Source organism: Spartobacteria bacterium UBA695 (assembly GCA_002298145.1).
Classification (GTDB): Bacteria; Verrucomicrobiota; Verrucomicrobiia; order Chthoniobacterales; family Chthoniobacteraceae; genus UBA695.
Genome location: DBMP01000013.1, coordinates 463,827 through 490,389, shown reverse-complemented (window position 1 = coordinate 490,389; position 26,563 = coordinate 463,827). Strand labels below are relative to the sequence as shown.

Here is a 26,563-nt window from a genome sequence, read left to right as displayed (position 1 = left end):
CCATGACCCGCCCTGCCATAGAAATCCGCAACGTCTCGAAAGTCTACCGACTGGGAAGCATCGGGGCGACGTCGCTGAAGGACGAACTCGGGCGCGCCTGGGCCCGGGTGAGGGGCCGCGCCGAGCCGAGCAAAGAAGGTGAATTCGCCGCCCTGCGCGACGTCAGCTTCGACGTCGAACAAGGGCAGGTCATCGGCTTGATCGGTCGCAACGGCGCGGGCAAATCGACCCTGCTCAAAATCCTCTCCCGGATCACCCGGCAGACCACCGGCGAGATCCGCATCCGAGGCCGCGTGGGCAGCCTGCTCGAAGTCGGCACCGGCTTTCACCCCGACCTCACCGGCCGCGAAAACGTCTTCCTAAACGGCGCCATCCTCGGCATGACCAAGGCCGAGATCCGCAGCAAATTCGACGAAATCATCGCCTTTGCGGAGATCGAGCGCTTCGTGGACACCCCGGTCAAGCGCTACTCCAGCGGCATGTACGTGCGGCTCGCCTTCGCCGTCGCCGCCCACCTGGAGCCGGAAATCTTAATCCTGGATGAAGTCCTCGCCGTGGGCGACCAGCAGTTCCAGACCAAGTGCCTCGGCAAAATGCAGGAAATCTCCTCCGGCGACGGGCGGACCATCCTCTTCGTCAGCCACAGCATGGCGGCCATCCGGCGGCTTTGCCAGAAGTGCGTCGTCCTCGACCACGGCGTCAGCTCCCCCATCCTGGACATCGAACCGGCCATCGCCCGCTACACCTCCAACCTCACCGAGTCCGAGTACAACCTCGACGTCTCCGAGCGCCCGCGCAACTGGGGTACCGAGGGGCGCATCCTGCGCTTCGAAGCCGTACGAGTCGTCTCCCCGCAGCTCCTCGCCTTTGGCAAACCGCTGGAAATCGAGTTCACCATCGAATGCACCAAGCCGGTGCGCGAAGCCATGGTCGGCCTCGCCTTCAACTCGCTGGAAGGCACCCGCGTCCTCACGCTCGACTCGGATATCCGCGGCAACTTCCTGGACTTCCAGCCGGGTCGCCACATCCTCCGGTTCCGCTTCGACGATCTCCCCCTGCACCCCGGCTTCTACCATTGCAGCGCCTCGCTGGCCGGGAGCGGTTTCTTTTACGACATTCTCGATCCCATCGCCGTCTGGCAGGTGCGCACCAGCGACCAGGACCTCTGGAGCGACCGCAGCTCGGGCGGTTGCCGCATGGAGCCGAAGGTGGAACTCATCCCGTGCCATGCAGGAAGCAAGCCCTAGCCGCCTCCTGGTCGTCACGCGCTTCAATCCCCTGGGCGGTTCGGGCACCGGCACCTACCTCCTCTCCATCCTTAGCTACCTCCGCGCCAACGGCTGCGAAATCACCGTCTGCTGGAGCGAACGCCCCGCCGCGGCCCATCGCCGGGGGTGGTTCCTCGTCCCGGCTGACTTCGCCCAAGCCGCCACACTTCTCATGCCCGGCGCGGTCTGCCTCGGGCCCCGCCTGCGCCTCTTCCCAGACTTCTGGACCGGCCCGCTGCGCGCCACCCTCCGGCGGATCGGGAAAACCATCCTCACCACTTTAGGCCTGCGAAAAAAAACCGCCCCCGCCCCGCCCCAGCCTGCTCAGCAAACCGCCCCGGAGCCCCCCTACCGCTGGGATCGCCCGCCGGACGGTTACGAATACGATTTCATCGCCCAAGCCGCCACCCGGCTTCGCCCCGGCGCAGTTTTTTTCACCTACTGCTGGATGACCCCGCTGGCCGACCACCTCCCAGCCGGAGTGCGCACGTTCGCCATCACCTGCGACCTCCGGCATCAGTTGAGCGTACTGGAGGGAGGGGAAATCCGCCGCGTCGCCTGCGAGAACCTGAGCCGCGCGCTCGAAACCGACTACCTCCAACGCTGCGACGTCACCCTCGCCATCCGCGAAGACGACGCCGAGACCTTCCGCGAAATGCTGCCTGGGAAAACCGTCCTCTGCGCCCTCCCCTCCAGCACCCCCCGGCCCACCCTCGCCCAGCCCATCCCGGGCCGCTGCTTCTTCATCGCTGCGGAAAACGAGGCCAACCTGGAGGGCATCCGCTGGTTTTTGAGCGAAGCCTGGCCCCTCGTTCGCCAAGCCCACCCGCAAGCCGAGCTGCACCTTTGCGGCACCATCTGCCGCGCGCTGCCGCCCGGCGATCCCCCGGGCGTCGTCCGGCGCGGATTCGTGGAGGACCTTGGCGCGGCCTACGGCGAGGCCTCCGTCGTGATCGTTCCGCTGCTGCGCGGCAGTGGGGTAAAAATCAAGCTCATGGAAGCCCTCGCCCACGGCAAAGCCTGCGTGAGCACCCCCATCGGCACCGAGGGCGTCCCGGTGCTTGCCGAATGCGTTCGCGTCGAGGCGCAGGCGGCCCCCTTCGCCCAAGCCGTCGCCGAGCTCCTCGCCGATCCGGCGTCCCGCGAAGCCCTGGAAGCGCGGGTGCGGGAAACCGTGCGCACCCACCTTTCCGCCGAAACCTGCTACCGCCCGATCCTGGAGGCCCTCCGAAAATGAACCCGCCCATCAGCGTCCTGATGCCCGTCTACAACGCCGGCCCCTACCTCGCCGAAGCGGTGGAAAGCGTCCTGGCGCAAACCTTCGACGACTTCGAGTTCATCGCCGTGGACGACGGCTCGACCGACCGTTCGCTGGCCACCCTGCGGCGCTACGCCACCCGCGATCCGCGCCTGCGCGTGCTGAGCCGCCCCAACACCGGCATCGTTGGCGCGCTCAACGACGGCCTCGCCGTGGCCGGGGGCGAATTCATCGCCCGCATGGATGCCGACGACGTCTGCGAGCCCGGGCGCTTCGCCGCGCAGCTCCGCTACCTGCAAACCCACCCGGACCTCGTCGCCATCGGCTGCGGCGCAACAATGGTGGACCCCGCCGGGCGGGCCTTGAAAGCCTTCAAACCCCAGACCGACCCGGACCTCATCCGCGAAGGGCTCATCGCCGCCACCGACATCGGCATCATCCACCCCACGCTGCTGGTGCGCCGCGCCGTGCTGGAGCGCGTGGGCGGCTACCAGCAGGAATACAAGCTCGTGGAGGACTTCGACCTCTTCCAACGGCTGCTCGACGAAGGCGACCTGGGCAACCTCCCCGAGCCGCTCCTGCGCTACCGCCAGCACGCCGCCAGCACCAACGGCACTCACCACGTGCTCCAACGCCAGTTAATGGACCGCTGCCTGACCGAGCACCGCTTGCGCCGGGGCCTGCCGCCGCTCGAACGGCCCCTCGAACATCCCCCGGTGAACCAAAAAGGCGACCAGGAGATCCTCTGGGCCTACTGGGCCGTGGAGGGGGGCCACCGCTGGACGGCGCTGCGCCATGCCCTGCGCGCCTGCGGCCAAAGCAACCTTGCCCCGAAAGCGCGGCAGTGCCTTAATTACGTCCTCACCACGCTATGCCGTCCCTGAGCCCGACTTCACCTGAACCTCCCGTCGTATTCGTTCATACCGGCGCTGCCCAGGTCATCGTCACGGCATGCGTGGCCCAGGCGAAGGCGGCAGGGGCACGGCGCATCTTCGTCATCAGCGACCGCCTCGGCCCCTGGGCGCTCATCCCCGGCGTGGAGCGCTACCCTTTCTCCAACGCCGAGCGTTTTGGCGCGCGCGAGTTCCGCTCCGTCTTCGTCAACTACAGCAGCTACCCGCCCGCCTACGCGGCGATCATCTTCGAGAAATTCTTCGCCATTAAAGGGCTCTTCGAAACTCATGGGCTGGAGAAAATCCTCTTTCTCGACTCCGACCTGCTCCTCTTCTCCACCCCGGGCGAGCTGGCCCAAGCCTACCCGTGCGATTTCTCGGGCACCGATTGCGAGCTCGACGACCACGCAACCGTCTCCCCGCACTGTATGTTCCTGACGCCCAAGGTCTGCGACTGGATCTGCAAGAAGCTCCTGGAATCCTTCGGCTCCGAGGCGGGCCGGGAGAAACTCCGGGCGCTCTGGGAACATAAAAAGGCCCTCGATCCCTCCTTTGGCATTTGCGAAATGGACTTCCTCGCCTTCGCGCGGGATTCCGGGTTATTCCGCTACGCCAAGCTCAACCAGGGCAACCCGCGCGTCGACCTCGCCCTCGGCAACCTCGAAGGCTTCACGGGAGCCGACGGGCTCAAGGCCATCACCTTTGAAGGCCCACACCCCTACGGCACCCAGGAGGCCACCGGCGAGCGCGTCCGGTTTTACGTGCTGCACATGCAGGGGTATTTGAAGCACCTCTGCATCCACCACGCGCAGATCCCGTGGGTTTACCAAAAAGCCCTCTACCTGCTCTGGGCCCTGGAGCAGCGCGGCTGGGTCAAGTGGCCCCGAAGCGTATGAATACCCCCGTTATTTTCCTGGTGTTCAACCGGCCCGAAACCACGGCCCGAGTCTTCGAGGCCATCCGCAAAGCCCGGCCGCCCCGGCTGCTCGTCGTGTGCGACGGCCCCAGGCCCCAGGTCCCCGCCGACGCCGCGAGGGTCGCCGTCGTGCGCCGCATCATCAGCGAGGGCGTTGACTGGCCATGCGAAGTCCTCACCGACTACGCCGAAACCAACCTCGGCTGCCGCGAGCGCGTCTTTAGCGGGCTGGACTGGGCCTTCTCCCTGGTGGAGGAGGCCATCATTCTGGAAGACGACTGCCTGCCGCACCCGTCGTTTTTTACTTTCTGCGAAACGCTGCTGGAACGCTACCGCAACGAACCACGAGTCCTCCACATCGGAGCCAACAACTTCCAGGGCTGGCGGCGGCGGACTTGGAAAAGCTACTTTTTCAGCAAATACAACCACATCTGGGGCTGGGCCACGTGGCGGCGCGCCTGGAAGCTCATCGACCGCGACGCCGCCTGCTGGAGCGACCCGGCCTCCCGCGCCCGCATCGAAGCCGGTTTCGACACCCCCGAGGAGCGCGCCTACTGGTCGGCCATCTTCGACACCATCCCCTCCCCCGCCACGCGCCCCAATACCTGGGATTACTCGTGGATGCTGACCTGCTGGGCCCACGGGGGCCTCGCCGTCTACCCGGAGCGCAACCTCGTCGAGAACATCGGCTTCGGCGCTCACTCCACGCACCTTTTTGCCAGCAACTCGCGCCAGCTTCCCGGACGGGAGATCGGGCGGCTGACCCACCCCGCCCGCATCGTTCGCAACACAGCCGCCGACCGCCACACTTTTCGCACCGTTTTCCTTGAACAAGCCGCCTTTCCGCTGAACGTTTGGAACCACGCGAAAATTTTCGGAGGTTGGCTCAAAAAGCATCTTCTTTTCCGAAAATAGGCGATTATACCAAGTCCAGGACTTGGGATTACCTCCATGAAGCTCCTCATTCTCTCCGATCTCGAATCCACCGGCGGCGCGGCGATCGCCTGCCAGCGCCTCACGCAAGGCCTCATTGGCCTCGGCGTGGACTGCGTGCGGGCCGTAGGCGCCATGGACGGCGGCGCGCCCACGCAGGAGAAGTTTCTCCTCTCCCCGGGTCGCAGGCTCGAAGGCGTCACCAGCCTGGCCCACGCATTCGGCCTCGGCCGCGTCGAGGAGCGCCTCTCCAACCATGGCGTGCGGCGGCAGCTCCGCCAAGCCATCGCCCGGGAGAAACCGGACGTCATCCACCTGCACAATCTCCACAAGGCGGGCTGGGATATCGGGCTCGTCGAAGAGTGCGCCGCGCACGCCCCCGTCGTCTGGACCCTCCACGACCTCTGGAGCACCACCGGCCGCTGCTGTTACGCCTACGACTGCGAGAAATTCGTCACCGGGTGCGACGCCTCGTGCCCCACGCCCTCCGAATACCCGGCGCTGGCTCCGCATCGCATCGCCGCTGCCTGGGCCGCGCGGCAAACCGTGCTCGAAGCCCACCCGAACATCGTCGCCGCCTGCCCCTCGTGCTGGATCGCCGGGGAAGCCCGCCGGGGCCTCTGGCGCAAGAACCGCGTTGAAGTCATCGCCAACGGCCTCGACCTCGAAGCCTACAAACCGGCAGACGCCGCCTCGGCCCAGGCCGCCCTCGGGCTCGATCCGCACCTCCCCACCGTGCTGCTCGTGGCCGATTACCTCAAAGAGCGCCGCAAGGGGGGCAACCTCATCGACGCCGTGCTCGCCGCCACGCAAACCCGCCCCTTGCAGCTCCTCACCCTCGGCCACTGGCCGCCGGAGATTCGCCACGAAGGCATCCGGCACATCCACTGCGGCTACATCCCGAGCGACCTCATGAAGTCGGTCATCTACTCCGCCGCCGACGTCCTCCTGCACATGGCCCCCGTCGATAACCTGCCCAACACCGTGGCCGAGTCGCTCGCCTGCGGCACCCCGGTCGTCGCCTGCGCCGTCGGGGGCGTGCCGGAGATGGTCAAGCCGGGGGAGACCGGCTGGCTGGCCGGGAGCTTCTCGGCCGAGAGCTTCGCCGCCACGCTCGACCAGGGGCTCCAGGCGCTCCGAAACGGGGCCTGGCCGCGACCCGCCTGCCGCCGGTTTGCCGAAGAACATTTTGACCTTCGGCGCCAGGCCAAGCAGTATCTGGAGTTATTCGAATCCCTCCTCTCCGCGTGAAAACCTTTGCCCAAGCCAACGCCTACGCCTCCCCATGGTCCCTGCGCGAGCGCGTGGGGATGCTGCTTTGGGACGCCGTGTGGGCGCTCTTTTGCCAGTGGACGCCCAAGCCGCTCAACCGCTGGCGGCTCTTCTGGCTGCGGCGCTTCGGCGCGAAACTCCACGGCACCCCCTTCGTCCACCAGCGGGCGCGCATCCAGATCCCGTGGAACCTCACCTTGCACGACCGCGCCTGCCTGGGCGACCGCGCCAACGCCTACACGCTGGGCAAAATCGAGATCGGCGCGCGCAGCGTCGTGGCTCAGGAGGCCTACCTTTGCACCGGCACGCACGACCTCGCAGACCCGAATACCCCGTTGCAGGTCGCCAAGATCACTATCGGCGAGGACGTCTTTATCGGCGCGCGGGCCTTCGTCATGCCGGGCGTCACGCTCGGGGACCGCTCGGTCGTCGGCGCATGCTCGCTCGTCACCCACGATGTTCCACCGGGAATGGTAGCCGTCGGCCACCCAGCCCGTGCGTTAAAAAAACGGCCCGGCCCGGCGGCTTAAACCGTCTTTTTAGAACGCAATATCCGTATCACGCAGTAATGCGGGATATCGAACTTTTCCGGAGCGATGGATTGGAGTAAGTCCACATGCTCACGGTTGAATTGCTCCAGGGTCTTTTCATCCAGGGACGCACCCGTGCCACGGCACGCTCTGATCCGGCCATTCCAGCTTTCCCGCGTAAAAGGCACCCGGACGTCAAAACGCAGGTCGTTTTCGATCTCGAAATACTTTTCGTAAGCCTGCATCGCGGGCACCGCAAAAGAATCTCTGGTCAATCCACAACCGTTCCATGCCGGGTTGAATTTCAAAACAAGCTTTTCGGTTTCACCCGCGATTTTATCCTCACGCGGAAGCCATGCCATAAAGAGCACCGCGAACCGGCCGCCGGGTTTTAGAATCCTGAAAAGCGTGGGAGCCAGGACCGGGTGATTGAAATACCAGAAACACTGGCAGGCTGTCACAACATCAAACGAACCGTCGGGGAAGTTGCTTTCCTCTGCAGGCGCGCACTGGAACTCGATGTCCATATGGGCGGAGCTAGCCAGCTCTTTGGCCTGTTCAATCTGGTTTTGAGAAATATCAGTGCCCACAAAATGAGCCCCATACCGGTAGAGATTCCGCGGTAAAACCCCCGTTCCGGTCCCAAGATCCAATACGTTTTGCCCGGCGACGCAAAGCCCCGCGTCCAAGATTTTTCGATAAAATTCGGGAGGGTAAATATCCCGATACTTTGCGTAATCCGCCGAAGTTTTCCCCCAATCGAACCCCTTTCCCCCATCGATCTGTTGGTCGCTAATCATAGAGCTTCCTTCGCGGCCTTCGGCGCGGCGGATTCCAGCGTCGTGAACCGGCGTAACTGCGGCCAGAGCGAAGCCACGCCCAGGACGACCAGGATCGTGCCAATGCCGCCGCCGATCACCGAAGCCACCGGCCCGAAGAGCCCCGCAGTCATCCCGCTTTCAAAGGCCCCGATCTCGTTGGAGCTGCCGATAAAGACATTGTTGACCGCCGAAACTCGCCCGCGAAGCTCGTTCGGCGTCGCCATCTGCACCAGCGTATGCCGGATCACCACGTTGATGGCATCAAAGCCGCCCGAGAAGAGCAGGCAGAGGAACGAAAGCCAGTAATAAGGCGAAAGGCCGAAGCCGACAATGGCCACGCCAAAGGCCGCCACGGCGAAGAGCAAATTGCGCCCCGCGTGCTTCATCGGCGGCAGGTACGCCAGGAGCAGGCTCATCGAGATCGACCCGATCGCATCGGCGGACCGCAGCCAGCCCAGGCCCACGCCGCCCACATGCAGACGCTCGGCGAACACCGGCAAAAGCGCCGTCGCCCCGCCCAGCAGCACCGCGAACATATCCAGCGTCATCGCCGCCAGCACCAGCTTAGTCTGGAAGACAAAGCGCAACCCGCCGAGCAGGTCTCCCTTGGCAATCGAGGTCTTCACATTCTCCTCGGGTGCCGGTTTCCGGACCTTCACCGGGGCCAGCAAAACGAAAAAGAGGAAGGCGCAAACGGCATCAATCGCGTAGGCCGTCGAAAAACTCGTCTTGGCCACCAGCAAGCCGCAAAGCGCCGGGCCCGCCGCCGCGGAGGCCTGAAAGACACTGGAATTCCACGTAATCGCGTTCTGGAGCGCCGACTGCGGCACCAGGGTCGGCACCAGCGACGTACGCGCCGCCCAGCTAAAGGTCCGCACGACGCCGGAGAAGAGCAGCAGCCCGAGCATCAGCGGGATGCCCCAGTCGATGGTCGGGGCCGCCGAGTGCTCGATGTGAATGACGATCCACTCCAGCCCGCGCCGCGCCGCCGCGAGCACCGGCCAGTGGGGCAAAAGCCCGTGCCAGGAGGAGAGCACCGCCAGGCACGTAGCCGCCAGAATCTCCAGCCATTGCGTCACCAGAATGATCTGCTTGCGCGGCAGGCGGTCGGCCATCTGCCCGGCGGGGATCGTGAAAAAGAACAGCGGCAGCGCCGAGCAGAGGCCCACCAGGCCCAGCAGCGTCGCCGAATGCGTGCGGCGGTAAATCTCCCAGCCCACCGCCAGCGCCGTCATCTGCCGCCCGATCACCGAGGCCGCGTTGCCGATCAGGAATCCCCGGAACCCCGGCTCCCTCCAGGCTTTATAAGGATCGTGTGCGGGCGTGGAGGAAGGCACCCCGGATGGAACGGGGCTGCTGGCGGAATCGGAACTGTTGGACATTGGATCAATCTGCGGCAAGCCCGGCGGACTGAACATCAAGTCCCCAAAAGGCATGAACCGGCATGCATCAATGTTGCCAGAGAACGCCACGCGTCAAAAGATTTTTATCAGACGGGCCCTTTGCCACAAGGGGTACTAAAGGTTCCCCCCACCTTGGGGCTTGCACCCGAGCGCCTTCTCATTGAAAATTAACGATTCCAAGGTCTTCAAACTCCGTGCCCGCATCCACCAAACCATCGCTCTTTCATCGGATCCGCCTTTGCCTCCTGGTCCTCCTCGGCCTGGCTATCCTCGCGCTCGTCGAACCCCATTCCTTCTGCTTTCTGGTAAAGCGGGCCGTGCTCCTGGAAGCCGCGCGCAACGACATCGCGCTTGAAATCGGCTCCGTCGAAGGCAGCCTCGTCGAACCCATCATCCTGCACGACCTGCGCATGGAAGCATCGCGCGGAGCGGTCGATTCCAGCATCAACGCCGGGTCCGCCCGCGTCGTCCTCTCCTGGCGGGCCCTCCTGCCCTTCACCAAAGGAGGCGCGTTCTTCCGCCGCCTAACCCTTGATCACACCGAGGCCGACTTCGCCTTTCACCCCCACCGCAAGGACCAGCCCGCGGGGCCCTCGGGCACCACCACCGCCGCCGCCGCACCCACCCGGTCCTGGTTCCCCACCCCGGCGCGCATCGAGGTGGCCAATTCCGCCTTCGTCTTTCACATGGGCAAGCGCAAGATCACCTTTGCCGACGTCCGCTTTACCATCAGCCCATTCGAGCCCGGAGTCATCGCCGTGGAGCACCTGACGCTCGAAAACAGCCGCGGCAGCCGCAACTTCGACGTCCTGCGCGGCACCACCGCCCTCCAGGGAGCGCGCTGGCGCGTCGCCGATCTGAACCTGAGCGACGGCGTCATTTTGAGCAGCGTTTCCAGCAACCTCGATGACATGCTCAAGGGGAATTTGCAGGTCGATTTCGACATTGCAGCCTTCAGCGGGTCGGTTCGCGGCGACCTCTTGAAAAACGCCACCCCCGGCGAGCCGGATTACGAGATCGTCGGCAACTTCTCCAACATCGCCGTCGAAGCGCTGGGGAAATTCCTCCACGTCCAGGAGAAAACCGGCGGCGTCATCAAAGAAGGGAAATTCACCTTCCAGGGCTCCCCCTACGAACTGGAAAACGCCACCGTCTCCACCCGCTTTGAAGCCACCGACTTCCGCTGGGGCAGCCGCCAGTGGAATTCCCTCGCCATGGGGGCCACCATCGTCAACCGCCGCGTGCAGATCCCCGAGTTGAAGCTCCAGCAGGCCCACAATACGCTCGATCTCGATGGCGAAATCGTGCTGCCGGAAGACGAAAAGACCCCGTGGTGGCTCACGGATTTCAATTTCAACATCGCCGCCAAGATCCAGAACCTGGGCGAGCTCTCGGCCCTCTTCGGCCCCCAGTTCGCCGACGCTTCGGGCGCAATGACCGTGGACGGCTCCATTCGCGGCACAGCCAAGTCCTACCAGGGCCAGCTCATCGTCGCAGGCACCAAGCTGACCTGGCGCGGCGTCCCCTTTGACCTCCTCAACGCCGGGATCAAGCTCGACGGCAACGAACTGCAAATCATCAACCTGGAAGCTGCTCATGGGCAGGACTTTGTGCGCGGCAAGGGGACGCTGAGCATCCTCGGCGAGCGCCGTTACCAGGGGGAACTCAACGCCTCCATCGAGGAACTGGCCGCCTACCGGGCCCTGCTGCAAAAGCCGATCGCCCCCGCGCCTCCCGGCGGCGGCCTCAACGTCACCTGGTCCGGTGACGGCGCTCCCGGGGCTCACTCCGGAGCTTTCAGCGCCCATTTCCGCAAGCTGAGGACCCTCGGCACCGAGGGCGCGCCCGGCACGCTCCCCATCGACGCCGACCTGGAGGGGACCTACGCCCCGGGCGGACTCTCGATCAGCCAGTGCGTTCTGGCCAACGGCGACACGCGCGTGGAGGGCCGGGTGGCCGCTGACGAAAAAACACTCAAGCTCGAAGGCGTCAAGCTGACGCAAAAGAAGGCGCTCTGGCTCGAAGGCGATGCCACGCTCCCCTTCAACCTCTTCCAATGGTGGGTGAACCCGAGCTTCGACGCCCTGGCTCCCGATGCCCCCTTCAACGCCCAGATTTCCGCCAAAGGGGTGCAGCTTGAGGAAGTCGCCCACCTCACGGGCCGCCCGATCCCGATCCGGGGGCTCATCACCGGCACGCTGAAGACCGAAAGCACGCTGCGGGCCCTGGCCATGACCGGCTCGGTGAAGCTTTCCAAGGGGCAGATCCCCGCCTCCGACCTCCTCCCCGCCCTGGATAAACTGGAGGCCGAGGCCGACATCGACGGCAACGTGCTGCGCTTCTCCAAGGTCTCCGCAAGCAATCCGCTGGGCGATTTCTCCGCCACCGGCTCGCTGGATTTTTCGAAATTCGAGACCCCCTCCTACGATTTCCTGGTTCGCGGCGACAAGGTTCACTTCAACGCCGGTCCCTCCTGGGAGGGGACGGCCAGCCTGGCCCTTGCGCTAACCGGCACGCAGACCACCGCCACCGCCGTCGGCACCGCTGAAATTACCGCGCTTGACGCCGCGCCTACAGTTGATTTCGGGGCGCTCATATCCAGCGGCAACCCCGAAACCATCAGTGTGCCTGCGCCCGCCATCAGCCTGAAGCCACCCTTTGACCGATGGACCTACCGCATCGGCGTGACCACGCCCAAGGCGCTCCCGCTCAAGAAGGGGCTCTACAGCGCCGATCTCCGCCTGGACGGCACCGGCAGCCTGCTCACCGCGATCGGCAGCGTCACCGTCTCCGGCGTTCCGATGACCCTTTCCTACCTCACCGGCAAGCTGGAGAGCGGCACCTGGTACCTCGGCCCCGAGCCGAGGATGGTGGCCCGAGTCTCCGGAACGATGGACGGGAAGAATTTCGACGGCTATTTCCTCGGAGACCCCGCCCAGCCGACCCCCGTTTTCTGGGGAGACGCCCCGGCCTTGATCCCCGGAGCGAAACCGCTCCCGGAGAACTTCACCAGCCTTCCTCACGATTTTGATGCCCCCTTGCAGGGCCCTTCCTTCCCGGAAGAAAGCCCGGCTGCGATGCCTCCCGCCTCACCGCAACCCACGCCATGAACCGGGAACCGCCACCATCGCCCGATCCTCCTCCTCTCCCACCCGAGGCCGAAAAAGATCGCGCGAGGTCCGGCGTCCTTCTTGGCACGTTTTTCGACATCCGGTTTTACCTCGATTACTCGTGGTTTTTCATCGTCGCGCTGGTCATCTATTCCCTGGCGACCTACCTCTTTCCCCTCCAACTCCCGGGACACGACCCGGCGGTTTACATCACGATGGGGACGGTCGCCACGCTGCTCTTTTTCCTCTCCATCCTCCTGCATGAACTGGGCCACAGCCTGGTAAGTCAGCGTTGCGGCATCCCGGTCCCTTCCATTACGCTGCTTTTCATCGGCGGCGTGGCGGAGATTTCCCGCGAACCGGAAGACCCCGCCACGGAACTCAAAATCGCCATCGCCGGGCCGCTGGTTTCGCTCGCGCTGGTAGTGGTCTTCCGCGTGATGGCCTGGGGATGCGATTTTGCCACGCTTCCCGAGGGGGCGCTCGTTTTCAAATGGCTGGCAACGGTCAATCTGCTACTGGTCATCTTCAATGCGATCCCGGGCTACCCGCTCGACGGCGGACGCGTTCTGCGGGCGCTGATCTGGATGCGCACCGGCCGCTTTCGCCAGGCTACGTTCATCACTTCGCGCGTCGGGGTCGGCTTTAGCTGGGTGCTGATCATACTGGGGGTGTTCACGCTCCTGGGAGGCGGATGGGGCCAGGGCCTGATCTTTCTCGTGATCGGGATTTTCCTGAAAAGCGCGGCGGAATCCGGCTACAACCAGGCGCTCTCGCGCGAAATCTTGGACGGCGTCGGCGTGGCTGATCTCATGACGGCCAATCCGCTGACGATCCCCTCCTCCACGCCGCTCAGCCTGGCGGTGGACGACTATTTTCTCACCCACCACCACGTGGCCTACCCGGTAGTGGACGAAGACTGGCGCTTCCGGGGACTGCTACGCCTGGAGTTCCTCAAAGCCGTGCCGCGCGAGAAATGGCCTTACACGCTCAGCGGCGAGGTGGCCGAGGCAAACGACGGCAGCCTGGTCATCCCGGTGGAAACCAGCGCCTCCAACGCCCTGCGCATTCTCCTGGTCGCGGGGCAGGGCCGCCTGGCCGTTACTGACAGCGCCCAGAAGCTGGTCGGGATCATCACCCGCCATGACCTGCTCCACTTCATCCGCATCCACACGGAGCTGGAGAGCTGATCCCGGAGTGCCCCCCTCCCGGTGGCCAAAAAAAGACAAAAAAAACACCCGCCACCCCCTTTCGGAGATGGCGGATGGAAACACAAATAATTTTGTGATTAAGCGGAGGCTGAACTTAGAAGTTCACGCCGAGACCCGCCTGGTAAACCACGCGGTTCTGGTCGCCGCCGGCGAGGTCGCCGTTCGGGTTGTTGAGGCGCCAGTAGGTCACGCCAGCGTTAGCTGCCCAAGCGCCGTAGGCGGTCGGGACGAACGGAAGAGCAACCGTGGCGGTAGCGCCACCGCTGAAGTATCCGAAGCCTTTGTTGTCGACATAGAAGTCGCCGCTGCCGAAGCCGACGTTGAGCGGGAAGGAAACCGTCACGGGGCCAAAGGCAGGGAGAGCCGGAGCGATACCGAATTCGTAGTAGTTGCCATGTCCGTTAACCGCCTTGTTGTAGCCATCGATCACGGCGCCGTAGGAAGTGCCGTAAGGAGCGCTGCCCTGGAGTTCACGCAGGTAGGCAACGTGCGGGTGCAGAGCGAAAGCGCCGAGCAGATCCGTGTCGTTGTACGCAAGGTTGAGCGTGATGTTACGGGAAACGTCCCAAGCGTTGCTCGGGCTGAAGTACTCAGCGTAGGAGACCGTACCGGTCCAGTTCTTCAGGAAGGTAACGGAAACACCGGGGATGATGTCGTCCTCGTACCAGGAGGAGACGTTGCTGTCTTTGCTTGCACCCGTGTGCTTGGAGTGGAAGCTGCTCCAGGCGCTGACGTTCAGCGTCACCTTGTTGATGGCGTCGGTGTCGGCACCCTCATACACGGTAAGGAACAAGTCGATGTACGGCTGGGCGATAACACCCTGCTTCTCCTGAAGCACGCCGCGGGAGATGTATTCCGAGACGAAGTTTACGCCGAGATCGCCAGCGATGATGGACTTCGTGGTGGTTTCAACTACCGCTTTCGATTCCGTTCCTGCAAACAGCGAGGCAGGCAGGAGAACGCCTGCGATCGCGCCGAGGGTCAGATTTTTGATTAGGGCCATAGTAATATTGGTTGTTGTGTTCTTGTTGGCTGTTGATTTGAGGAGCCGTTTTCGGCTGGCCCCAGTTCAGCAGGTTCCTTGCCAAAACCCATACAGCCGCACCTAGTATGAACAAATGCCTCTCGATTACCAGAGGAAATCCGGGAAAATTCTATACACCCCATCGAGATTCCCCTTACTGGGTAGGTGGAGAAAGGATGAGCTGTTTTAGCCACTTCGACCACAAATTGGTCAAATTAATACACATTCAGGCCTCGCCCTGGCGCATCCCCCTGTTTCCAAAGAAATCCGCAAAAAAGTGCTTGAACAACCTTCCGTTCTCGTCTTTTCTTTTTGCGAGTTAATCTCAATCTCAACTAAAGCTATGGCAACACTCGTTGGAAAACCTGCTCCGCAGTTCACTACCCGCGCCGTCACCAACGGCCGCATCGAAGAAACCTTTTCTCTCGATCAGTTTAAGGAGAAGAGCTACGTGCTTCTCTTCTTCTATCCCAAGGATTTCACGTTCGTCTGCCCGACGGAACTTCACGCGTTCCAGGCCGCTCTGGCCGAGTTTAAAGCGCGTGGCGTCGAGGTCGTTGGCGCTTCAACGGACACCGCCGAGAGCCACTGGGGCTGGCAGCAAGTGCCCAAGGCGCACGGCGGCATCAAGGGGGTCGAGTACCCGATCATCGCCGATGCCAATAAGACGGTCTCCTCGGCCTACGGCGTGCTGAGCGGCGAATATAAGGTGGACGAGGAGGGCAACCTCCAGGCCGACAACGAGCTGATCGCCTATCGTGGCCTTTTCATCATCGACAAGAAGGGCGTCGTGCGCCACGAGCTGGTGAACGACTTCCCGCTGGGCCGTTCGGTGGAGGAGGCGCTGCGCATCGTTGACGCGCTGCAATTTTTCGAAAAAAACGGCGAGGTCTGCCCGGCCAACTGGCACAAGGGCGAAGCGGCCCTCAAGCCGTCCTTCGACGGGGTGGCCGACTACCTCGCGAAGAATTGATGGCGGTTTCTTAGTTCGGTTTCTTTGCGTTGATCTACACTCGCGCAAAGCAGCCCGAGGCGACTCCCACGAGGGAGAGCTTCGGGCTTCTTATTTTCTGGCGTTCCGGCGGGACGGAGCCGGGATTACGCCCCGAGACTACGCGGTAAGCAGCTTGTATTCAATCGCATCAACGAGCGCGAGCCAGCTTGCCTCGATGACGTTGCCCGAGACGCCGACCGTACCCCAGTCGTTTTTGCCATCGGTGAACGTGATGAGGACGCGGGTACGGGCGGCCGTGCCTCCGCGGCTGTCGAGGATGCGCACTTTGTAATCCTCAAGGGCGATTTCGTCGATCTGCGGGTAGAACGGGCGCAGCGATTTGCGCAACGCGGCGTCGAGTGCGTTCACGGGGCCGTCCCCTTCGTCCACGGTGTAGACCCGCTCGCCGTTGACGAGCAGCTTGACGGTGGCCTCGCAGGTATCGTGGCTGCGGAAGCTCGGCCCGAAGCGGCGGAACGTGCAGTGGTACTCCAGCAGCTCGAAGAACGGGGCCGTGGGCGGCTGAAGCGTTTTGCGGATAAGCAAATCAAACGATCCGTCGGCGGCTTCGAACTCGTAACCGAGCGATTCGCGGCGCTTGATCTCCTGGAGGATTTTATGCACCTCGGGCGAACCTTTTTCCAGGTGGATGCCCAGCGCCTCGGCCTTGAGGAGCACGTTGCTCTGGCCAGAAAGCTCGGAAACCAGGATGTTCTGCGTATTGCCGACCTCCTCGGGCCGGATGTGCTCGTAGCTGCGGGCTAGCTTTTGGACGGCGTTGACGTGGATGCCCCCCTTGTGGGCAAAGGCCGTGGCGCCGACGTACGGGGCGCGAAGGGAGTGCTGGCTATTGGCCACGCCGTCGACGAAGAGGGAGACCTCGCGCAGGCGGGTCAGGTCGGGCACCATGGGGATGCCCGCTTTGAGCTGCAAATTCGGGATAAGGGTCGTCAGGTTACAGTTACCGACGCGTTCGCCGTAGCCGTTGAAGGTCCCCTGGACCTGCACCGCTCCGGCCCGGACGGCGGCGAGCGCATTGGCCACGCCGAGGCCGCAGTCGTCATGCGTATGGATGCCAACGGGGCGGTTGGTTTTGGCAACGACGTCGCGCGTGATGCGCTCCACTTCCTCCGGCAGGGTGCCGCCGTTGGTATCGCAGAGGACGAGGATATCGACGCCCCCCTCCACGGCGGCGTGGAGCGCGGCAAGGGCGTGTTCGGCATCCTCTTTGTAACCGTCAAAGAAATGCTCGGCATCGAGGCAGACCTCGCGGCCGTGGGCTTTGAGGTAAGCCACGGTCTCGCGGATCATGGCCCGGTTTTCCTCCGGCGTGACGTTGAGGACCTCGCGAACGTGCAAAAGCGAGCTCTTGCCGACGATCGCGATGACGGGCGTTTCCGCGTCGAGGAGGGCCTGGACCTGAGGGTCTTTCTCCACCTTGATATGCGCGCGCCGGGTGCTGCCGAAGGCGGCGATTTTGGCGCTTTTCCAGGTCCGCTTGGCAGCCTGCATGAAGAACTCGGCATCCTTCGGGTTGGACCCCGGCCAGCCGCCTTCGATGTAATGCACGCCGAAGCCGTCGAGCTTCTCTGCCACGCGAATCTTATCCAGGACGCTAAACGAAATGCCAGTCCCTTGCGTACCGTCGCGAAGGGTGGTGTCGTAGATCGTAACCTGGGGCTTATTCATAGATGGTGGGTTTTGAACGAAAAGGATGGACAGCTTAACCCAGCCGAGGGCGGGTGTCCAGCGGCCTTCGGAAAGGCTATCGCAGCACAATCGCCGCCACGCCGAAGTAGAAGACGAGCGTGGCAACGTCGGCGACGGCGAGCGTGATCGGCCCGGCGGCGATCTTCGGGTCGAGCTTTAGGGCGTGGAGCAGCGAGGGGACGCTCAAGCCCAGCAGGCAGGCCGTCTCAAACGAGAGCAAGATGCTGGCCCCGATGGCCGCCCCGGCTCCGGGGGCGCCCCGCCAACCCCAGATGATCAGGAAAACCGCGAACCCGCACGCCAGCCCGAGCAGCGTGGCCGTGGCCGCCTCGCGCCGCAGCGCCGAGAGGTACCACTTAAGCGTGGGCCGGTTGGCGCGAAGGTTTTGGATGGAAAGGGTCATCGACTGCATGCTGACGCTCTCCCCCATGCCGAGGACCAGCGGCAGGAAAAAGGCAAGGACGAGCAATTCGGCCAGGGTCTCCTCAAAAAGCCCCGTGATGACCGCGCAAAGGGTGCCGCTGAGGATCGTCGCCACGAGCCAGGGAAAGCGGTAGCGGAAGGACATCAGCGGCCCGGCGTTGCGGGCTTGCGCGAGGTGAAAGCCAAGAAGCTCAAAGACGTCGTCCGGCGGCCCCTGCTGCGGCTCGGCGGCATTGTCCCCCTCCAGCACCTCTTCGGTAACGAGGTTGATCTCCACCACGCCCAGGATGCGGCGCTGTTCATCAACGACCGGCAGGGCAAAGAATTTGTGCAGGACGAAGAACTCGCAGGCGTCGAACACCGTGGCGGTCTTGGGAATCGCCACGACACGGCGGATCATGATGTCGCCGAGCTTTTCATCGGCATGGGAGAGGAGCAGCTTGCGCGTGGGGACGACGCCCATCAGCTTGTCGTCCTCGCCCGCGACGTAGAAGTAGATGATCTTGTCGCCGACGTCGAGCTGGCGAAGGTGGTCGAGCGTTTGCTGGACGGTCCATTCCTGGCGCAATAATCCGAAATCACGCCGGATATGATTTAAGATCGGTTCTTCAAACCGTTTTTGCTGAGCGCTCGTCACAACGAAAAATTACCCTTTTTCCCCGCATTCGCAAAGCCTTACAAACCCCTACAAATCGAGCGGCACGCCCGGCACCGAGACGACGACTTCCGTTCCGGGCAGGTCGGTGGCCAGGGTTTCCCGGAACCATTCGAGCGCGGGGGCGTCGCCGTGGACCAGCACGATTTTCTTCGGCTTCACTTCGTTGACCCACGCGCGGATGCTCTCGCGCGAGGCGTGGGCGCTGAAGTTGAAGGTCTCCACGCGGCAGGCGAGCGTCTGCTCTTTGTGCCGGGAATCAAGCCGCACCGGGTCGCCCGGATTGAGGTGGCGGATTTTGCCGCCGGGGGATTCCGGATCGGCATAGCCCACGAAGTAGAGCGAATTGGCCGGGTCGCTGATGAAGCGGGTGGCGAAAAGGTTGGAGAGGGTGTTCTCGGTCATCATGCCGCTGGTGAAGGCATAGATGCGGCCGGGCTTCACGGGGATCGTCTCGATATCCGCGCCGCCAACTACGAACGGGGCCACGGTGTCGAGGAGTTGCAGGCACGGTTCGAGCCGACAGGTCTGGCCCGCCAGTTTGTCGTAAAGCTCGGTCAGCTTGGCGCTGAGGCCGCCGATGTAGATGGGGATGCCCTTGGCCAGCTCGCCCACGCGCTGCATTTCGGCAAAAATCCCGAGGAGTTCCTGCGTCTTGCCGAGCGCGAAAACGGGGACCAGGATCGAGCCGCCCCGGGCCAGCCCCTCCAAGATGGCCTGGCTAAAGCGGGTCACTTCACACGCCCGCGTAAACCCGGGGGCCAGCGGGCTGTCGCCCCGCGTGGTCTCCAGCACGAGGATGTCCACGCCCTCCTTGGGGAAGCGGGCGGCAGCGGAGATGGTCTGGTCCTCGAAATTGACGTCGCCAGTGTAAAAGATCGTTTTCCCCTCGGCGCGGATGAGCACCCCGGCGGAGCCGAGGATATGCCCGGCATCGAAAAACTCGAAGCTGAAGGGCGACTCTTCTTTAAAGCCAAGCCGCTCCCCCTCCAGGCTCCAGCGCTGGTGCAGCGGCACCGGCTGGCAGCGTTTGATGGTGTTGTCGGCCTCGCGGTGGGTAAAAAGCGGGTAGGACGTCACCCCTTGCTCTTCGCGGATGCGCAGCATGACGTTGACTGAGTTATGCAGCATCACGTCGCCGACCTGCCGGGTGGCATCGGTCGCGAAAAGCGGGGCCCGCGGATGGCGGCGCATCAGGACGGGCATGGCCCCGAGGTGATCCTGGTGGGCATGGGAAAGGATCACGGCATCCACGCTGTCGTCAGGGAGCGCTTCCAGCTCGGGCAGCGCTTCGAGCCCCTCCAGGCGCGGGTGCATTCCGCAATCCAGCACGATCCGCTTTCCCGCCGCCTCCAAAGAGTAACAATTGGCGCCGATCTCGGCCCGGCGGGTGTGGTTCGTGAATTGCATGATCTATTCGAATTGGCGGAAAAGGAGCAGGAACAAAGACATCCCCACGGGGAGCCCGAAAGGCAGCGCTATCTGCCAGGAGGCGAAGATGCCCAGGGAGACCAAAACATAAAGCGCCAACGCGCCAACGCAAATGACCGTGGCCGGAAATTTACGCACCCGGCTCATCGCCCAGCCGACGCCGAGGAAAAATGCCAGCACCGCCACGGACACGACGACCGGAGCCGCCCCCGCGTAACGCTGCTGCTGGATCGTGGCAATGGCCGCGGCGGCCAGTTCACCGCGCGAACTCTGCTTGCCGTTGGCGAGCGGGAGCTTGCGCGCTTCCTGGTCCACGCGGGTCAGCAAAATCAGCGAATCTTTGAGTTGCCCGGCTGGGATGGCCGTCTCGTGGCCCGTTTGCAGCTGCTCGGCGGAAAGGAGCAGATCCGGGTAGGAGAAGGCGGCGGTGGGGATCGTAAAGTTCACGGCCATGGTGCCATCGGCGTCGATCGGCACGCGGGCGGCTTTCCCTAGCTCCACATACGAACCGGGCACCACCCGCACCTCCTCGGCGCTCACGCCATACCAGAGCATGGCGGCCTGGAGCACGAAGGACGGGACCACCTCGCCGTGGTAACGGTAAAGCAGCGGCACGCGGGTAATCGGTCGGTTGCCCACCGGGCCAAAGAACCCAACCGCAGCCGAGTGGCGCAGATCCTCCCCCGGCTGGGCGGAAACGAGCTGGTATTCGTCAATCGCCGAAACGCTTCCCTCGACATGGCGCAGCACGGGCACCTCCTGCATCGGAGGCACGAGCGCCGGGTCCTCGAGCGAGCCGAGCTCGGCGGCAAGGAGCAGCTTGGGCGTGCTTAGCGCCTTGTGGTGGAGCGTCTCGACCCCATCGGCCTTATCCCAGGCGAGCACCGGCTCGATGCCCAAAACGGACGGATGAAACGGGAGCGCGGCATTTAGAAAAAGGGAATAATCGACGGGCTGCCAGGGCCACTGGGAGTTTTTCAGGTCCTCGTCCGAGATCCGGACCACGGCGAGCGGAGCCGGGCTGGGCCGGGGAGAATAGGCCTCCAGCCACGAAGCGAACGCCCCCTCCGCTTTGTCGAAGGGCTCCGTGCGCGTTTCGTGCATGAGGACGAAACCAACCAAAACACTGATAAAAAGGAACTGCCGGGTGCTACAATGCATCGTAAGAGCCTGAGCATAAGGCGAAAATTCCATCGGGGAAAGCAGGAACTTCCCTTCCCGGGAATTCCGTGATATGCAGGAGGCAATGGGCAATCACACCGCCATTAAAGGGCCGGACGAAGCCACGGCCATCCAAACTCCCCAATTCGAAGTTGTTCCCTCCGTAAACGAGCTTTCGGAGGAGGAGCTACGTCGTCTGGAGGTCTGCGAAAAAACCATCCGCGAGGGCATGGGAACCTTTGTCGCAGTCGGCAAGGCCCTCATGGAGATTCGCGACGCCCGCCTGTACCGCCGGACGCACCCCAGCTTCGGGGAATACGTCAAATCGGTCCTCGCCCTGAGCCGTCCCCGCGCCTATGAGCTCATCGACAGCGCACAGGTCATGGCCGATCTCTCCTCCATCGGCGACATCCCCTCCCTGCCGCAGAACGAGGCTCAAGCCCGGGAACTGCGCCGCTGGCGCTCGCCACAGGAGCGGGTCAAAAAGTGGAGAGCCGTCTTAAAAAAAGCCGGAGACCAGCCGCTCACCGCGCAGTTCATCCGCCGCGCGCTGACCCCCGCCAGCCAGAGGACGCCCGCCCCGGACCCGGCCCAGAGCTGCCTCAACCGGCTTAAAAAACTGGCCACCAAGAGCCGCTCCGAAGCCGCCGCCCTCAAGCTCATCACCCGTCTGGAAGAGCTTTTCGCCGATCAGGAAACCGTGCAGGAGAAGCCCAAGAACGAGATGTGGCTGCCGGGACTCTTCTAGCAGGCTGACCTCCAGCCGAGGCCCCCGGCAGGGTCCTCGGCCTTGCCATAAGGGGCCGGATGCCCTACGCTCAGCATTTCACTCATGAAACTTGCCGAGCTTCAACGCATCTACGAACAGCCTTTCTTCCAACTCGTCCAGCAGTCCCGCGAAGTTTACCTGCGGCATTGGAAAGCCGACCAGGTTCAACTCTGCTCGCTTCTCTCGATCAAGACCGGCGGCTGCTCAGAGGATTGCGGCTACTGCTCCCAGAGCGCCCGCAACGGCGGCAAGCTCCCCGTCATGCCGTTGATGGAGAAGGACTTAGTGCTCTGTAAAGCCAAGGAAGCCGTGGCCGTTGGCGCCTCGCGTTTCTGTATGGGCGCAGCCTGGCGCGGCGTGCGCGACGGCGAAAAACGCTTTGAACAGGTCCTCGAAATCATCCGGGGCGTGGCGGCGCTCGGCATCGAGGTCTGCGTGACCCTCGGCGACCTGACCCCCACCGAAGCCCGCAAACTGCGCGAGGCCGGGGTGACCTCCTACAACCACAACATCGACACCTCGCCCGAGTTTTACTCCAAAATCACCACCTCCCACACCTTCGAGGACCGCCTCAACACCATCCAGGCGGTGCAGGCCGAAGGGATGAGCGTCTGCTGCGGCGGCATCATCGGCATGGGCGAAACGGAGCTCGACCGCCTGAAAATGCTGGAGGTGCTCTCCAACTTCAACCCGCCCCCGGAGAGCGTCCCGATCAACTGCCTCATTCCCCAGCCCGGAACGAAGCTCGAAGGCCTGCCGCCGGTGGATATTTTCGAGCTGCTGCGCCTCATCGCCACGACGCGCATCGCCTTCCCTAAGGCCAAGGTGCGCCTCTCGGCGGGCCGCAGCCTGCTCACCCGCGAGGCCCAGGCCTTTGCTTTCTACGCCGGGGCCAACTCGATCTTCTACGGCGAGCGCCTGCTGACCAGCGACAACGCCGATTCGCACGCCGACAGCGAGCTGCTCGAAGAGCTCAACCTCCGGGCACAAAAGCCGCACGAGAGCATGGCGCTCTAGGCCACCCACCTCGGAAACCCCAAACACCATGAGTGCTTCGTCTGAGTCCATGGCGGCATGGATCGCCGCCGTCAAAGCCCGCAACCACCTCTCGCCCGAGGCGATCGAGGGGGCCGTGGCCTATCTTCTCGATCCGGAGGGGGACCAGGCGCTCAAGGCGGATTTTCTCCGTTTCCTGAACGAAAAAGGGGAGACGGATGCCGAAATCAGCGGCTTTGCCGAGGCGTTCCTGGCGCGTGCCGTCAATCCCGGGCTCGCCCCGGCCTCCCTTCCCGGCCCGTTGCTCGACTGCTGCGGCACGGGCGGCGATAAGCTGGAAATGTTCAACGTCTCGACCACGGCAATGTTCGTCATGGCCGCGGGCGGCGTCTGCGTGGTCAAGCACGGCAACCGGAGCATCACCTCCAAATGCGGCGGCGCGGACGTGCTGGAGTCGCTCGGCATCCGCATCGATCTGCCCCCGGCGGAGTTCAAGCGCTGCGTGGAAACGGTCGGCTGCGGCTTCATGTTCGCCCCGCACTACCACCCGGCCTTCAAGGCCATCGCGCCCGTTCGCAAAACGCTGGGGCAGCAAGGCGTACCGACCATTTTCAACCTCCTGGGCCCGATCCTGAACCCCGCCCGGCCCGACTACCAGCTCGTGGGCGTCTTCACCCCCGCCGCGCTGCCGAAATTCGGCGGAGTGCTGCGGCATCTCGGGCGCAAACACGCCTGGGCAGTCCACGGCAACGCGGGTCACGGCCTCGGCATGGATGAAATGTCCACCCTGGGGCTCACGGAAGTCTGCTCAGTGACCGCCGGGGAAATTCACTCCTTTTCAGTCGACCCGGAAGTGCTCGGCTTCCAGAAAGCGCCCCTCTCGGCGCTCAAAGGTGGCGACGCCGGGACTAACGCGACCATTTTGCGCGACGTCCTCGGCGGCAAGCCGGGCCCCAAGCGCGACATCGTGCTGCTCAATGCCGCCGCCGGGTTTGTCATCACCCGCGTCGCGCCGGATCTCGAAACCGGGCTCGCGCTCGGCATGGAGCTGATCGACTCCGGCAAGGCCCTGGAGAAGCTCAAGGCGCTGCGGGACTTCCGGGCAAAGTAACGCCCGCCCCTACTGCCCCACGTATTTCTTATCCGGCTGGCTGACCGTGGCTTTGAGCCAATGGAGCGTCACGGCACCGACGGTTTCCAGGCTATCGGGGCTGAGTTTGTCGAGGGTGTCGTCAGCGGTGTGCCAGTACGGGTAGTCGAAGCCGATCAAATCGAGCGTCGGGATGCCCACCTCGTTAAGCGGCGAGTGATCGTCCAGGATCGTCCGGTCAAACACCGAGAACGCCCGGCGCTCCTTCAACTGATCCGCCGAGGCCAGGATGCCCTGCATGAGCACCGCGGGCGAATCGGGCGAAAGGGTGATATTGAGGCGGCTGTTGCCGATCATGTCCCACAAAATCCCGGCCCGGAACTGCTTGGCGCGGCCCGAGACGGCCAGGTCCTTGGCGTAATGGCGGCTGCCGTAAAGGCCGTCCGTCAGGACCCCGTTGCTCTGGCTGTACTGCACCACGGCTTCTTCGCCATCGAAAAAGACCAGCTCCACGCGCCGGGCGAGGGAGGGATCGAGGGCCAGCACGCGGGAAAGCTCCAGGAGCGCGCCACTGCTCGAAGCGCCGTCGCTGGCGCCGACAAAGTGGATCGTGTCGAAAATCTTCGTGTCGTAGTGCGAGCAGATGATGAACTGCTGCGTCTGGCTGCTGCCGCCGTAGCGGGCGATCAGGTTGACGAACTTGACCGGGCCGCGCGGGGTCGTGTCGGTGAATTCCTGCCGCTCCACCTTCCAGCCGTTGCGTTGCAGCTCGGCTACGATGAGGGCGCGGGCTTTCTCCAGTTCAGCGGAGCCCGAGGGGCGCGGCCCGATGTCAACCTGGGCTTTGACGTGAGCGAAGGCTTTGTCGGCAGAAAATTCCTTCCAGATCTGCGCGGGCGGCGTTCCCGCCGGAGTGGCGGAAGCGCTGGTTTCCGCGCCGGAGTGCCGTTTGCAACCCGGAGCGCCGCAGAAAAGGAGAAGGAAAAGAGTGAGGTAAAGGACCGGCCGGTGGGACGGCGTGAAGTGGCTATTCTTCAGCCATGCCAAAAAGCGTGAGGAGGCGCTGCAAGTCATCGTTCCCATAATATTCAATTTCGATTTTGCCGCGCTTTTCGCCGTGCGAGATTACCACGTGGGTCGAAAGATGTTGCTGTAAGCGGTTCTGGAGGTGGGTTACAGCGGGGGGAACGCTCGGGGCGGCGGAGGCGGCGCGGGTCCGGGGATTGTTCTGCTGGGCCAGGTGGCTGGCGAGGAGCTTCTCCGTGGCGCGAACGGTCAGGTTCCCGCGCAAAATGGCGTCGGCCAAGAGGGTCTGCTCTTCGTGGGTCTTGGCTCCGAGGAGGACCTTGGCATGGCCCACGGAGACGCGGCCCTGGGTCAGCCAGCTCTGGACGGAGGGGGCCAGCTCGAGCAGGCGCATGGTGTTGGCGATGGCCGCGCGGCTCTTGCCAACCTTCTGGGCGATGTCGTCCTGCTTGAGGCCGAATTCCTTGGAAAGGCGCTGGTAGGCGATGGCTTCTTCGATGGGGTTAAGGTCCTCGCGCTGGATGTTTTCGATCAAGGCCAGTTCAAGCACTTCCTGGTCCTTGGCCTCGCGGACGATCACGGGCGCTTCCTTGAGCCCGAGCTGCTCGGCGGCGCGCCAACGGCGTTCCCCGGCGATGAGCTCGTATTTGTTATCTCGCTTCCGGACGATGAGGGGCTGGATGATGCCGTGCTCGCGGATCGACTCGACCAATTCCGAGAGGCGCTCGCCCCGGAATTCGGAGCGGGGCTGAAACGGGCTTGCGACGATTTCGGAAGTGGGGATTTTCTGGACCCGCTCACCGGGCTCAGGCTGGGGGGTGGCCACCCGGGGCTGAATGAGGGCTCCGAGACCTTTTCCGAGAGCGACTTTGGACATAAGACGGCGATTATGCCACCGGCCGGCGCCAATGCCAATGGGCAAAAAAGGGATGTTCGCAATTTTATGCCCGTCATGGCACTCTGGCGGGGTGATTTTTGACGAAATTGAACTGATCGACGAACAGGCCACCCCGGCCCACCCCGCCCCGGTGAATATGGCGGTGGACGAGGTGCTCCTAAAATCCGCTCAGCGGCCCATTCTGCGGGTCTACGGCTGGCAAGGGCTGGCGGTGACTTACGGCTATTTCGAGCGCTGGGAGCCGGTGGCGACGCAGTACCCGGAGCGCGACCGCGTGCGCCGCTGGACGGGCGGCGGCGTGGTGCCCCACGGGGAGGACTGGACGTACTCGCTCATCGTGCCGCGGGCGCACCCCTTCGCGCTGGTGGCCACAGCGGAGTCCTACCGGGTGATTCACGAACTCCTCGGGGCGGCGATGCGCACGGGCGGCGTCCAGGCCCGCGTGACGCCCCAGGCCGCGCCAAAAATTTCCCAGGCCTGCTTTGAGAACCCGGCGCAGTACGATCTGCTCGCGGGCGACCACAAAATCGCCGGAGCCGCCCAACGCCGCTCACGCTTCGGGATGCTCCACCAGGGGAGCGTGCAGGCCACGGAGATCCCGCAGGGCCTGGCCGCGCATCTCGCCGGAATGCTGGCGAAAACGGTGATCGCCCGCCCGCTCGGCGCAGACGAACTGGCGGCGGCGGAAGCGCTCTCCGCCACCCGCTACGCCACCGACGCGTGGAACCGGAAGTTTTAGGAGGGGCCTCATTCCCCGCAGAGGGGGCTCCA

At 63.8% G+C, this 26,563-nt stretch carries 23 protein-coding genes; 14 read left to right on the top strand and 9 right to left on the bottom strand.

What is annotated here, in order from left to right:
• Window positions 1-2 precede the first annotated feature (2 nt).
• The 7 genes from B2828_RS08415 to B2828_RS08385 are packed head-to-tail and all read left to right on the top strand — an operon-like array spanning window position 3 to window position 7,070.
• Window positions 3-1,247 (top strand): ABC transporter ATP-binding protein, encoded by a 1,245-nt coding sequence (locus B2828_RS08415; RefSeq protein ID WP_479633272.1) that lies wholly within the window; start codon window positions 3-5, stop codon window positions 1,245-1,247.
• Window positions 1,228-2,505 carry a glycosyltransferase gene (locus B2828_RS08410; RefSeq protein ID WP_479633271.1) on the top strand — a complete coding sequence of 426 codons (1,278 nt, stop codon included), beginning with the start codon at window positions 1,228-1,230 and terminating at the stop codon, window positions 2,503-2,505. The genes B2828_RS08415 and B2828_RS08410 overlap by 20 nt, the downstream gene beginning before the upstream one ends.
• Window positions 2,502-3,410, top strand: coding sequence for a glycosyltransferase (locus tag B2828_RS08405; protein WP_479633270.1), 909 nt, complete (start codon window positions 2,502-2,504; stop codon window positions 3,408-3,410). Before B2828_RS08410 ends, B2828_RS08405 begins: the two co-directional genes overlap by 4 nt.
• On the top strand, window positions 3,398-4,315 hold the full coding sequence (locus tag B2828_RS08400) for a hypothetical protein (RefSeq protein ID WP_479633269.1): 918 nt from the start codon (window positions 3,398-3,400) through the stop codon (window positions 4,313-4,315). Before B2828_RS08405 ends, B2828_RS08400 begins: the two co-directional genes overlap by 13 nt.
• Window positions 4,312-5,250 (top strand): glycosyltransferase family 2 protein, encoded by a 939-nt coding sequence (locus B2828_RS08395; RefSeq protein WP_479633268.1) that lies wholly within the window; start codon window positions 4,312-4,314, stop codon window positions 5,248-5,250. The genes B2828_RS08400 and B2828_RS08395 overlap by 4 nt, the downstream gene beginning before the upstream one ends.
• Window positions 5,251-5,286: 36 nt before the next feature.
• Window positions 5,287-6,519 (top strand): glycosyltransferase, encoded by a 1,233-nt coding sequence (locus tag B2828_RS08390; protein ID WP_479633267.1) that lies wholly within the window; start codon window positions 5,287-5,289, stop codon window positions 6,517-6,519.
• A complete protein-coding gene (locus tag B2828_RS08385; RefSeq protein WP_479633266.1) occupies window positions 6,516-7,070 on the top strand; it encodes a DapH/DapD/GlmU-related protein in 555 nt (184 codons plus the stop codon). The genes B2828_RS08390 and B2828_RS08385 overlap by 4 nt, the downstream gene beginning before the upstream one ends.
• Here B2828_RS08385 and B2828_RS08380 read toward each other — a convergent pair.
• Both B2828_RS08380 and B2828_RS08375 read right to left on the bottom strand, forming a co-directional pair.
• Window positions 7,067-7,870 carry a class I SAM-dependent methyltransferase gene (locus tag B2828_RS08380; protein WP_479633265.1) on the bottom strand — a complete coding sequence of 268 codons (804 nt, stop codon included), beginning with the start codon at window positions 7,868-7,870 and terminating at the stop codon, window positions 7,067-7,069. The genes B2828_RS08385 and B2828_RS08380 overlap by 4 nt on opposite strands.
• The gene (locus tag B2828_RS08375; protein WP_479633264.1) at window positions 7,867-9,273 is read right to left on the bottom strand and encodes an MFS transporter; all 1,407 of its coding nucleotides are present in this window, start codon (window positions 9,271-9,273) and stop codon (window positions 7,867-7,869) included. Before B2828_RS08375 ends, B2828_RS08380 begins: the two co-directional genes overlap by 4 nt.
• Window positions 9,274-9,488: 215 nt before the next feature.
• Between B2828_RS08375 and B2828_RS08370 the strand changes: the two genes are divergently transcribed.
• Together B2828_RS08370 and B2828_RS08365 are read left to right on the top strand one after the other, a co-directional pair.
• On the top strand, window positions 9,489-12,404 hold the full coding sequence (locus B2828_RS08370) for a hypothetical protein (RefSeq protein WP_479633263.1): 2,916 nt from the start codon (window positions 9,489-9,491) through the stop codon (window positions 12,402-12,404).
• Window positions 12,401-13,594, top strand: a complete 1,194-nt coding sequence (locus B2828_RS08365) for a site-2 protease family protein (protein WP_479633262.1) — start codon at window positions 12,401-12,403, stop codon at window positions 13,592-13,594. The genes B2828_RS08370 and B2828_RS08365 overlap by 4 nt, the downstream gene beginning before the upstream one ends.
• 115 nt (window positions 13,595-13,709) lie before the next feature.
• On the opposite strand, the gene B2828_RS08360 is transcribed toward B2828_RS08365, so the two are convergent.
• A complete protein-coding gene (locus B2828_RS08360; protein WP_479633261.1) occupies window positions 13,710-14,618 on the bottom strand; it encodes a hypothetical protein in 909 nt (302 codons plus the stop codon).
• Between the two features lie 364 nt (window positions 14,619-14,982).
• Here B2828_RS08360 and B2828_RS08355 point away from each other — a divergent pair, with 364 nt between their 5' ends.
• Window positions 14,983-15,612, top strand: a complete 630-nt coding sequence (locus tag B2828_RS08355; RefSeq protein ID WP_479633260.1) for a peroxiredoxin — start codon at window positions 14,983-14,985, stop codon at window positions 15,610-15,612.
• A 138-nt stretch (window positions 15,613-15,750) separates the two neighbouring features.
• Here the strand turns inward: B2828_RS08355 and cimA are convergent, their stop codons facing one another.
• The 4 genes from cimA to B2828_RS08335 form a co-directional block, all read right to left on the bottom strand.
• Window positions 15,751-17,322 (bottom strand): citramalate synthase, encoded by a 1,572-nt coding sequence (cimA, locus tag B2828_RS08350; RefSeq protein WP_479633259.1) that lies wholly within the window; start codon window positions 17,320-17,322, stop codon window positions 15,751-15,753.
• Window positions 17,323-17,398: 76 nt separating this feature from the next.
• Window positions 17,399-18,403 (bottom strand): magnesium transporter, encoded by a 1,005-nt coding sequence (locus tag B2828_RS08345; RefSeq protein WP_479633258.1) that lies wholly within the window; start codon window positions 18,401-18,403, stop codon window positions 17,399-17,401.
• Between the two features lie 48 nt (window positions 18,404-18,451).
• Window positions 18,452-19,831 (bottom strand): MBL fold metallo-hydrolase, encoded by a 1,380-nt coding sequence (locus B2828_RS08340; protein ID WP_479633257.1) that lies wholly within the window; start codon window positions 19,829-19,831, stop codon window positions 18,452-18,454.
• Window positions 19,832-19,834: 3 nt separating this feature from the next.
• A complete protein-coding gene (locus B2828_RS08335) occupies window positions 19,835-21,046 on the bottom strand; it encodes a CHASE2 domain-containing protein (protein WP_479633256.1) in 1,212 nt (403 codons plus the stop codon).
• 52 nt (window positions 21,047-21,098) lie between these two features.
• On the opposite strand from B2828_RS08335, the gene B2828_RS08330 reads away from it, so the two are divergent.
• From B2828_RS08330 to trpD, 3 genes are all read left to right on the top strand, one after another.
• Window positions 21,099-21,761 carry a hypothetical protein gene (locus tag B2828_RS08330; RefSeq protein WP_479633255.1) on the top strand — a complete coding sequence of 221 codons (663 nt, stop codon included), beginning with the start codon at window positions 21,099-21,101 and terminating at the stop codon, window positions 21,759-21,761.
• An 84-nt stretch (window positions 21,762-21,845) separates the two neighbouring features.
• Window positions 21,846-22,799: a biotin synthase BioB gene (gene bioB, locus B2828_RS08325; protein WP_479633254.1), complete on the top strand. Its 954-nt coding sequence runs from the start codon at window positions 21,846-21,848 to the stop codon at window positions 22,797-22,799.
• Between the two features lie 28 nt (window positions 22,800-22,827).
• The gene (trpD, locus tag B2828_RS08320; RefSeq protein WP_479633253.1) at window positions 22,828-23,889 is read left to right on the top strand and encodes an anthranilate phosphoribosyltransferase; all 1,062 of its coding nucleotides are present in this window, start codon (window positions 22,828-22,830) and stop codon (window positions 23,887-23,889) included.
• Between the two features lie 9 nt (window positions 23,890-23,898).
• Here the strand turns inward: trpD and B2828_RS08315 are convergent, their stop codons facing one another.
• Both B2828_RS08315 and B2828_RS08310 read right to left on the bottom strand, forming a co-directional pair.
• Window positions 23,899-24,942: a M28 family peptidase gene (locus tag B2828_RS08315; RefSeq protein WP_479633252.1), complete on the bottom strand. Its 1,044-nt coding sequence runs from the start codon at window positions 24,940-24,942 to the stop codon at window positions 23,899-23,901.
• Entirely contained in the window at window positions 24,896-25,771 is an 876-nt protein-coding gene (locus tag B2828_RS08310) for a ParB/RepB/Spo0J family partition protein (RefSeq protein WP_479633251.1), read from the bottom strand. The genes B2828_RS08315 and B2828_RS08310 overlap by 47 nt, the downstream gene beginning before the upstream one ends.
• 52 nt (window positions 25,772-25,823) lie before the next feature.
• Here B2828_RS08310 and B2828_RS08305 point away from each other — a divergent pair, with 52 nt between their 5' ends.
• On the top strand, window positions 25,824-26,531 hold the full coding sequence (locus B2828_RS08305) for a lipoyl protein ligase domain-containing protein (protein WP_479633250.1): 708 nt from the start codon (window positions 25,824-25,826) through the stop codon (window positions 26,529-26,531).
• The last annotated feature ends 32 nt before the right edge of the window (window positions 26,532-26,563 follow it).

Coding starts and splice junctions, on each gene's coding strand:
- B2828_RS08380 (WP_479633265.1), bottom strand. CDS start 7,870: ATGATTAGCGACCAACAGATCGATGGGGGAAAGGGGTTCGATTGGGGG.
- B2828_RS08315 (WP_479633252.1), bottom strand. CDS start 24,942: ATGACTTGCAGCGCCTCCTCACGCTTTTTGGCATGGCTGAAGAATAGC.
- B2828_RS08400 (WP_479633269.1), top strand. CDS start 3,398: ATGCCGTCCCTGAGCCCGACTTCACCTGAACCTCCCGTCGTATTCGTT.
- bioB (WP_479633254.1), top strand. CDS start 21,846: ATGAAACTTGCCGAGCTTCAACGCATCTACGAACAGCCTTTCTTCCAA.
- B2828_RS08340 (WP_479633257.1), bottom strand. CDS start 19,831: ATGCAATTCACGAACCACACCCGCCGGGCCGAGATCGGCGCCAATTGT.
- B2828_RS08335 (WP_479633256.1), bottom strand. CDS start 21,046: ATGGAATTTTCGCCTTATGCTCAGGCTCTTACGATGCATTGTAGCACC.
- B2828_RS08330 (WP_479633255.1), top strand. CDS start 21,099: ATGGGCAATCACACCGCCATTAAAGGGCCGGACGAAGCCACGGCCATC.
- B2828_RS08405 (WP_479633270.1), top strand. CDS start 2,502: ATGAACCCGCCCATCAGCGTCCTGATGCCCGTCTACAACGCCGGCCCC.
- B2828_RS08305 (WP_479633250.1), top strand. CDS start 25,824: ATGTTCGCAATTTTATGCCCGTCATGGCACTCTGGCGGGGTGATTTTT.
- B2828_RS08390 (WP_479633267.1), top strand. CDS start 5,287: ATGAAGCTCCTCATTCTCTCCGATCTCGAATCCACCGGCGGCGCGGCG.
- B2828_RS08410 (WP_479633271.1), top strand. CDS start 1,228: ATGCAGGAAGCAAGCCCTAGCCGCCTCCTGGTCGTCACGCGCTTCAAT.
- B2828_RS08360 (WP_479633261.1), bottom strand. CDS start 14,618: ATGGCCCTAATCAAAAATCTGACCCTCGGCGCGATCGCAGGCGTTCTC.
- B2828_RS08310 (WP_479633251.1), bottom strand. CDS start 25,771: ATGTCCAAAGTCGCTCTCGGAAAAGGTCTCGGAGCCCTCATTCAGCCC.
- B2828_RS08355 (WP_479633260.1), top strand. CDS start 14,983: ATGGCAACACTCGTTGGAAAACCTGCTCCGCAGTTCACTACCCGCGCC.
- B2828_RS08365 (WP_479633262.1), top strand. CDS start 12,401: ATGAACCGGGAACCGCCACCATCGCCCGATCCTCCTCCTCTCCCACCC.
- B2828_RS08415 (WP_479633272.1), top strand. CDS start 3: ATGACCCGCCCTGCCATAGAAATCCGCAACGTCTCGAAAGTCTACCGA.
- trpD (WP_479633253.1), top strand. CDS start 22,828: ATGAGTGCTTCGTCTGAGTCCATGGCGGCATGGATCGCCGCCGTCAAA.
- cimA (WP_479633259.1), bottom strand. CDS start 17,322: ATGAATAAGCCCCAGGTTACGATCTACGACACCACCCTTCGCGACGGT.
- B2828_RS08375 (WP_479633264.1), bottom strand. CDS start 9,273: ATGTCCAACAGTTCCGATTCCGCCAGCAGCCCCGTTCCATCCGGGGTG.
- B2828_RS08395 (WP_479633268.1), top strand. CDS start 4,312: ATGAATACCCCCGTTATTTTCCTGGTGTTCAACCGGCCCGAAACCACG.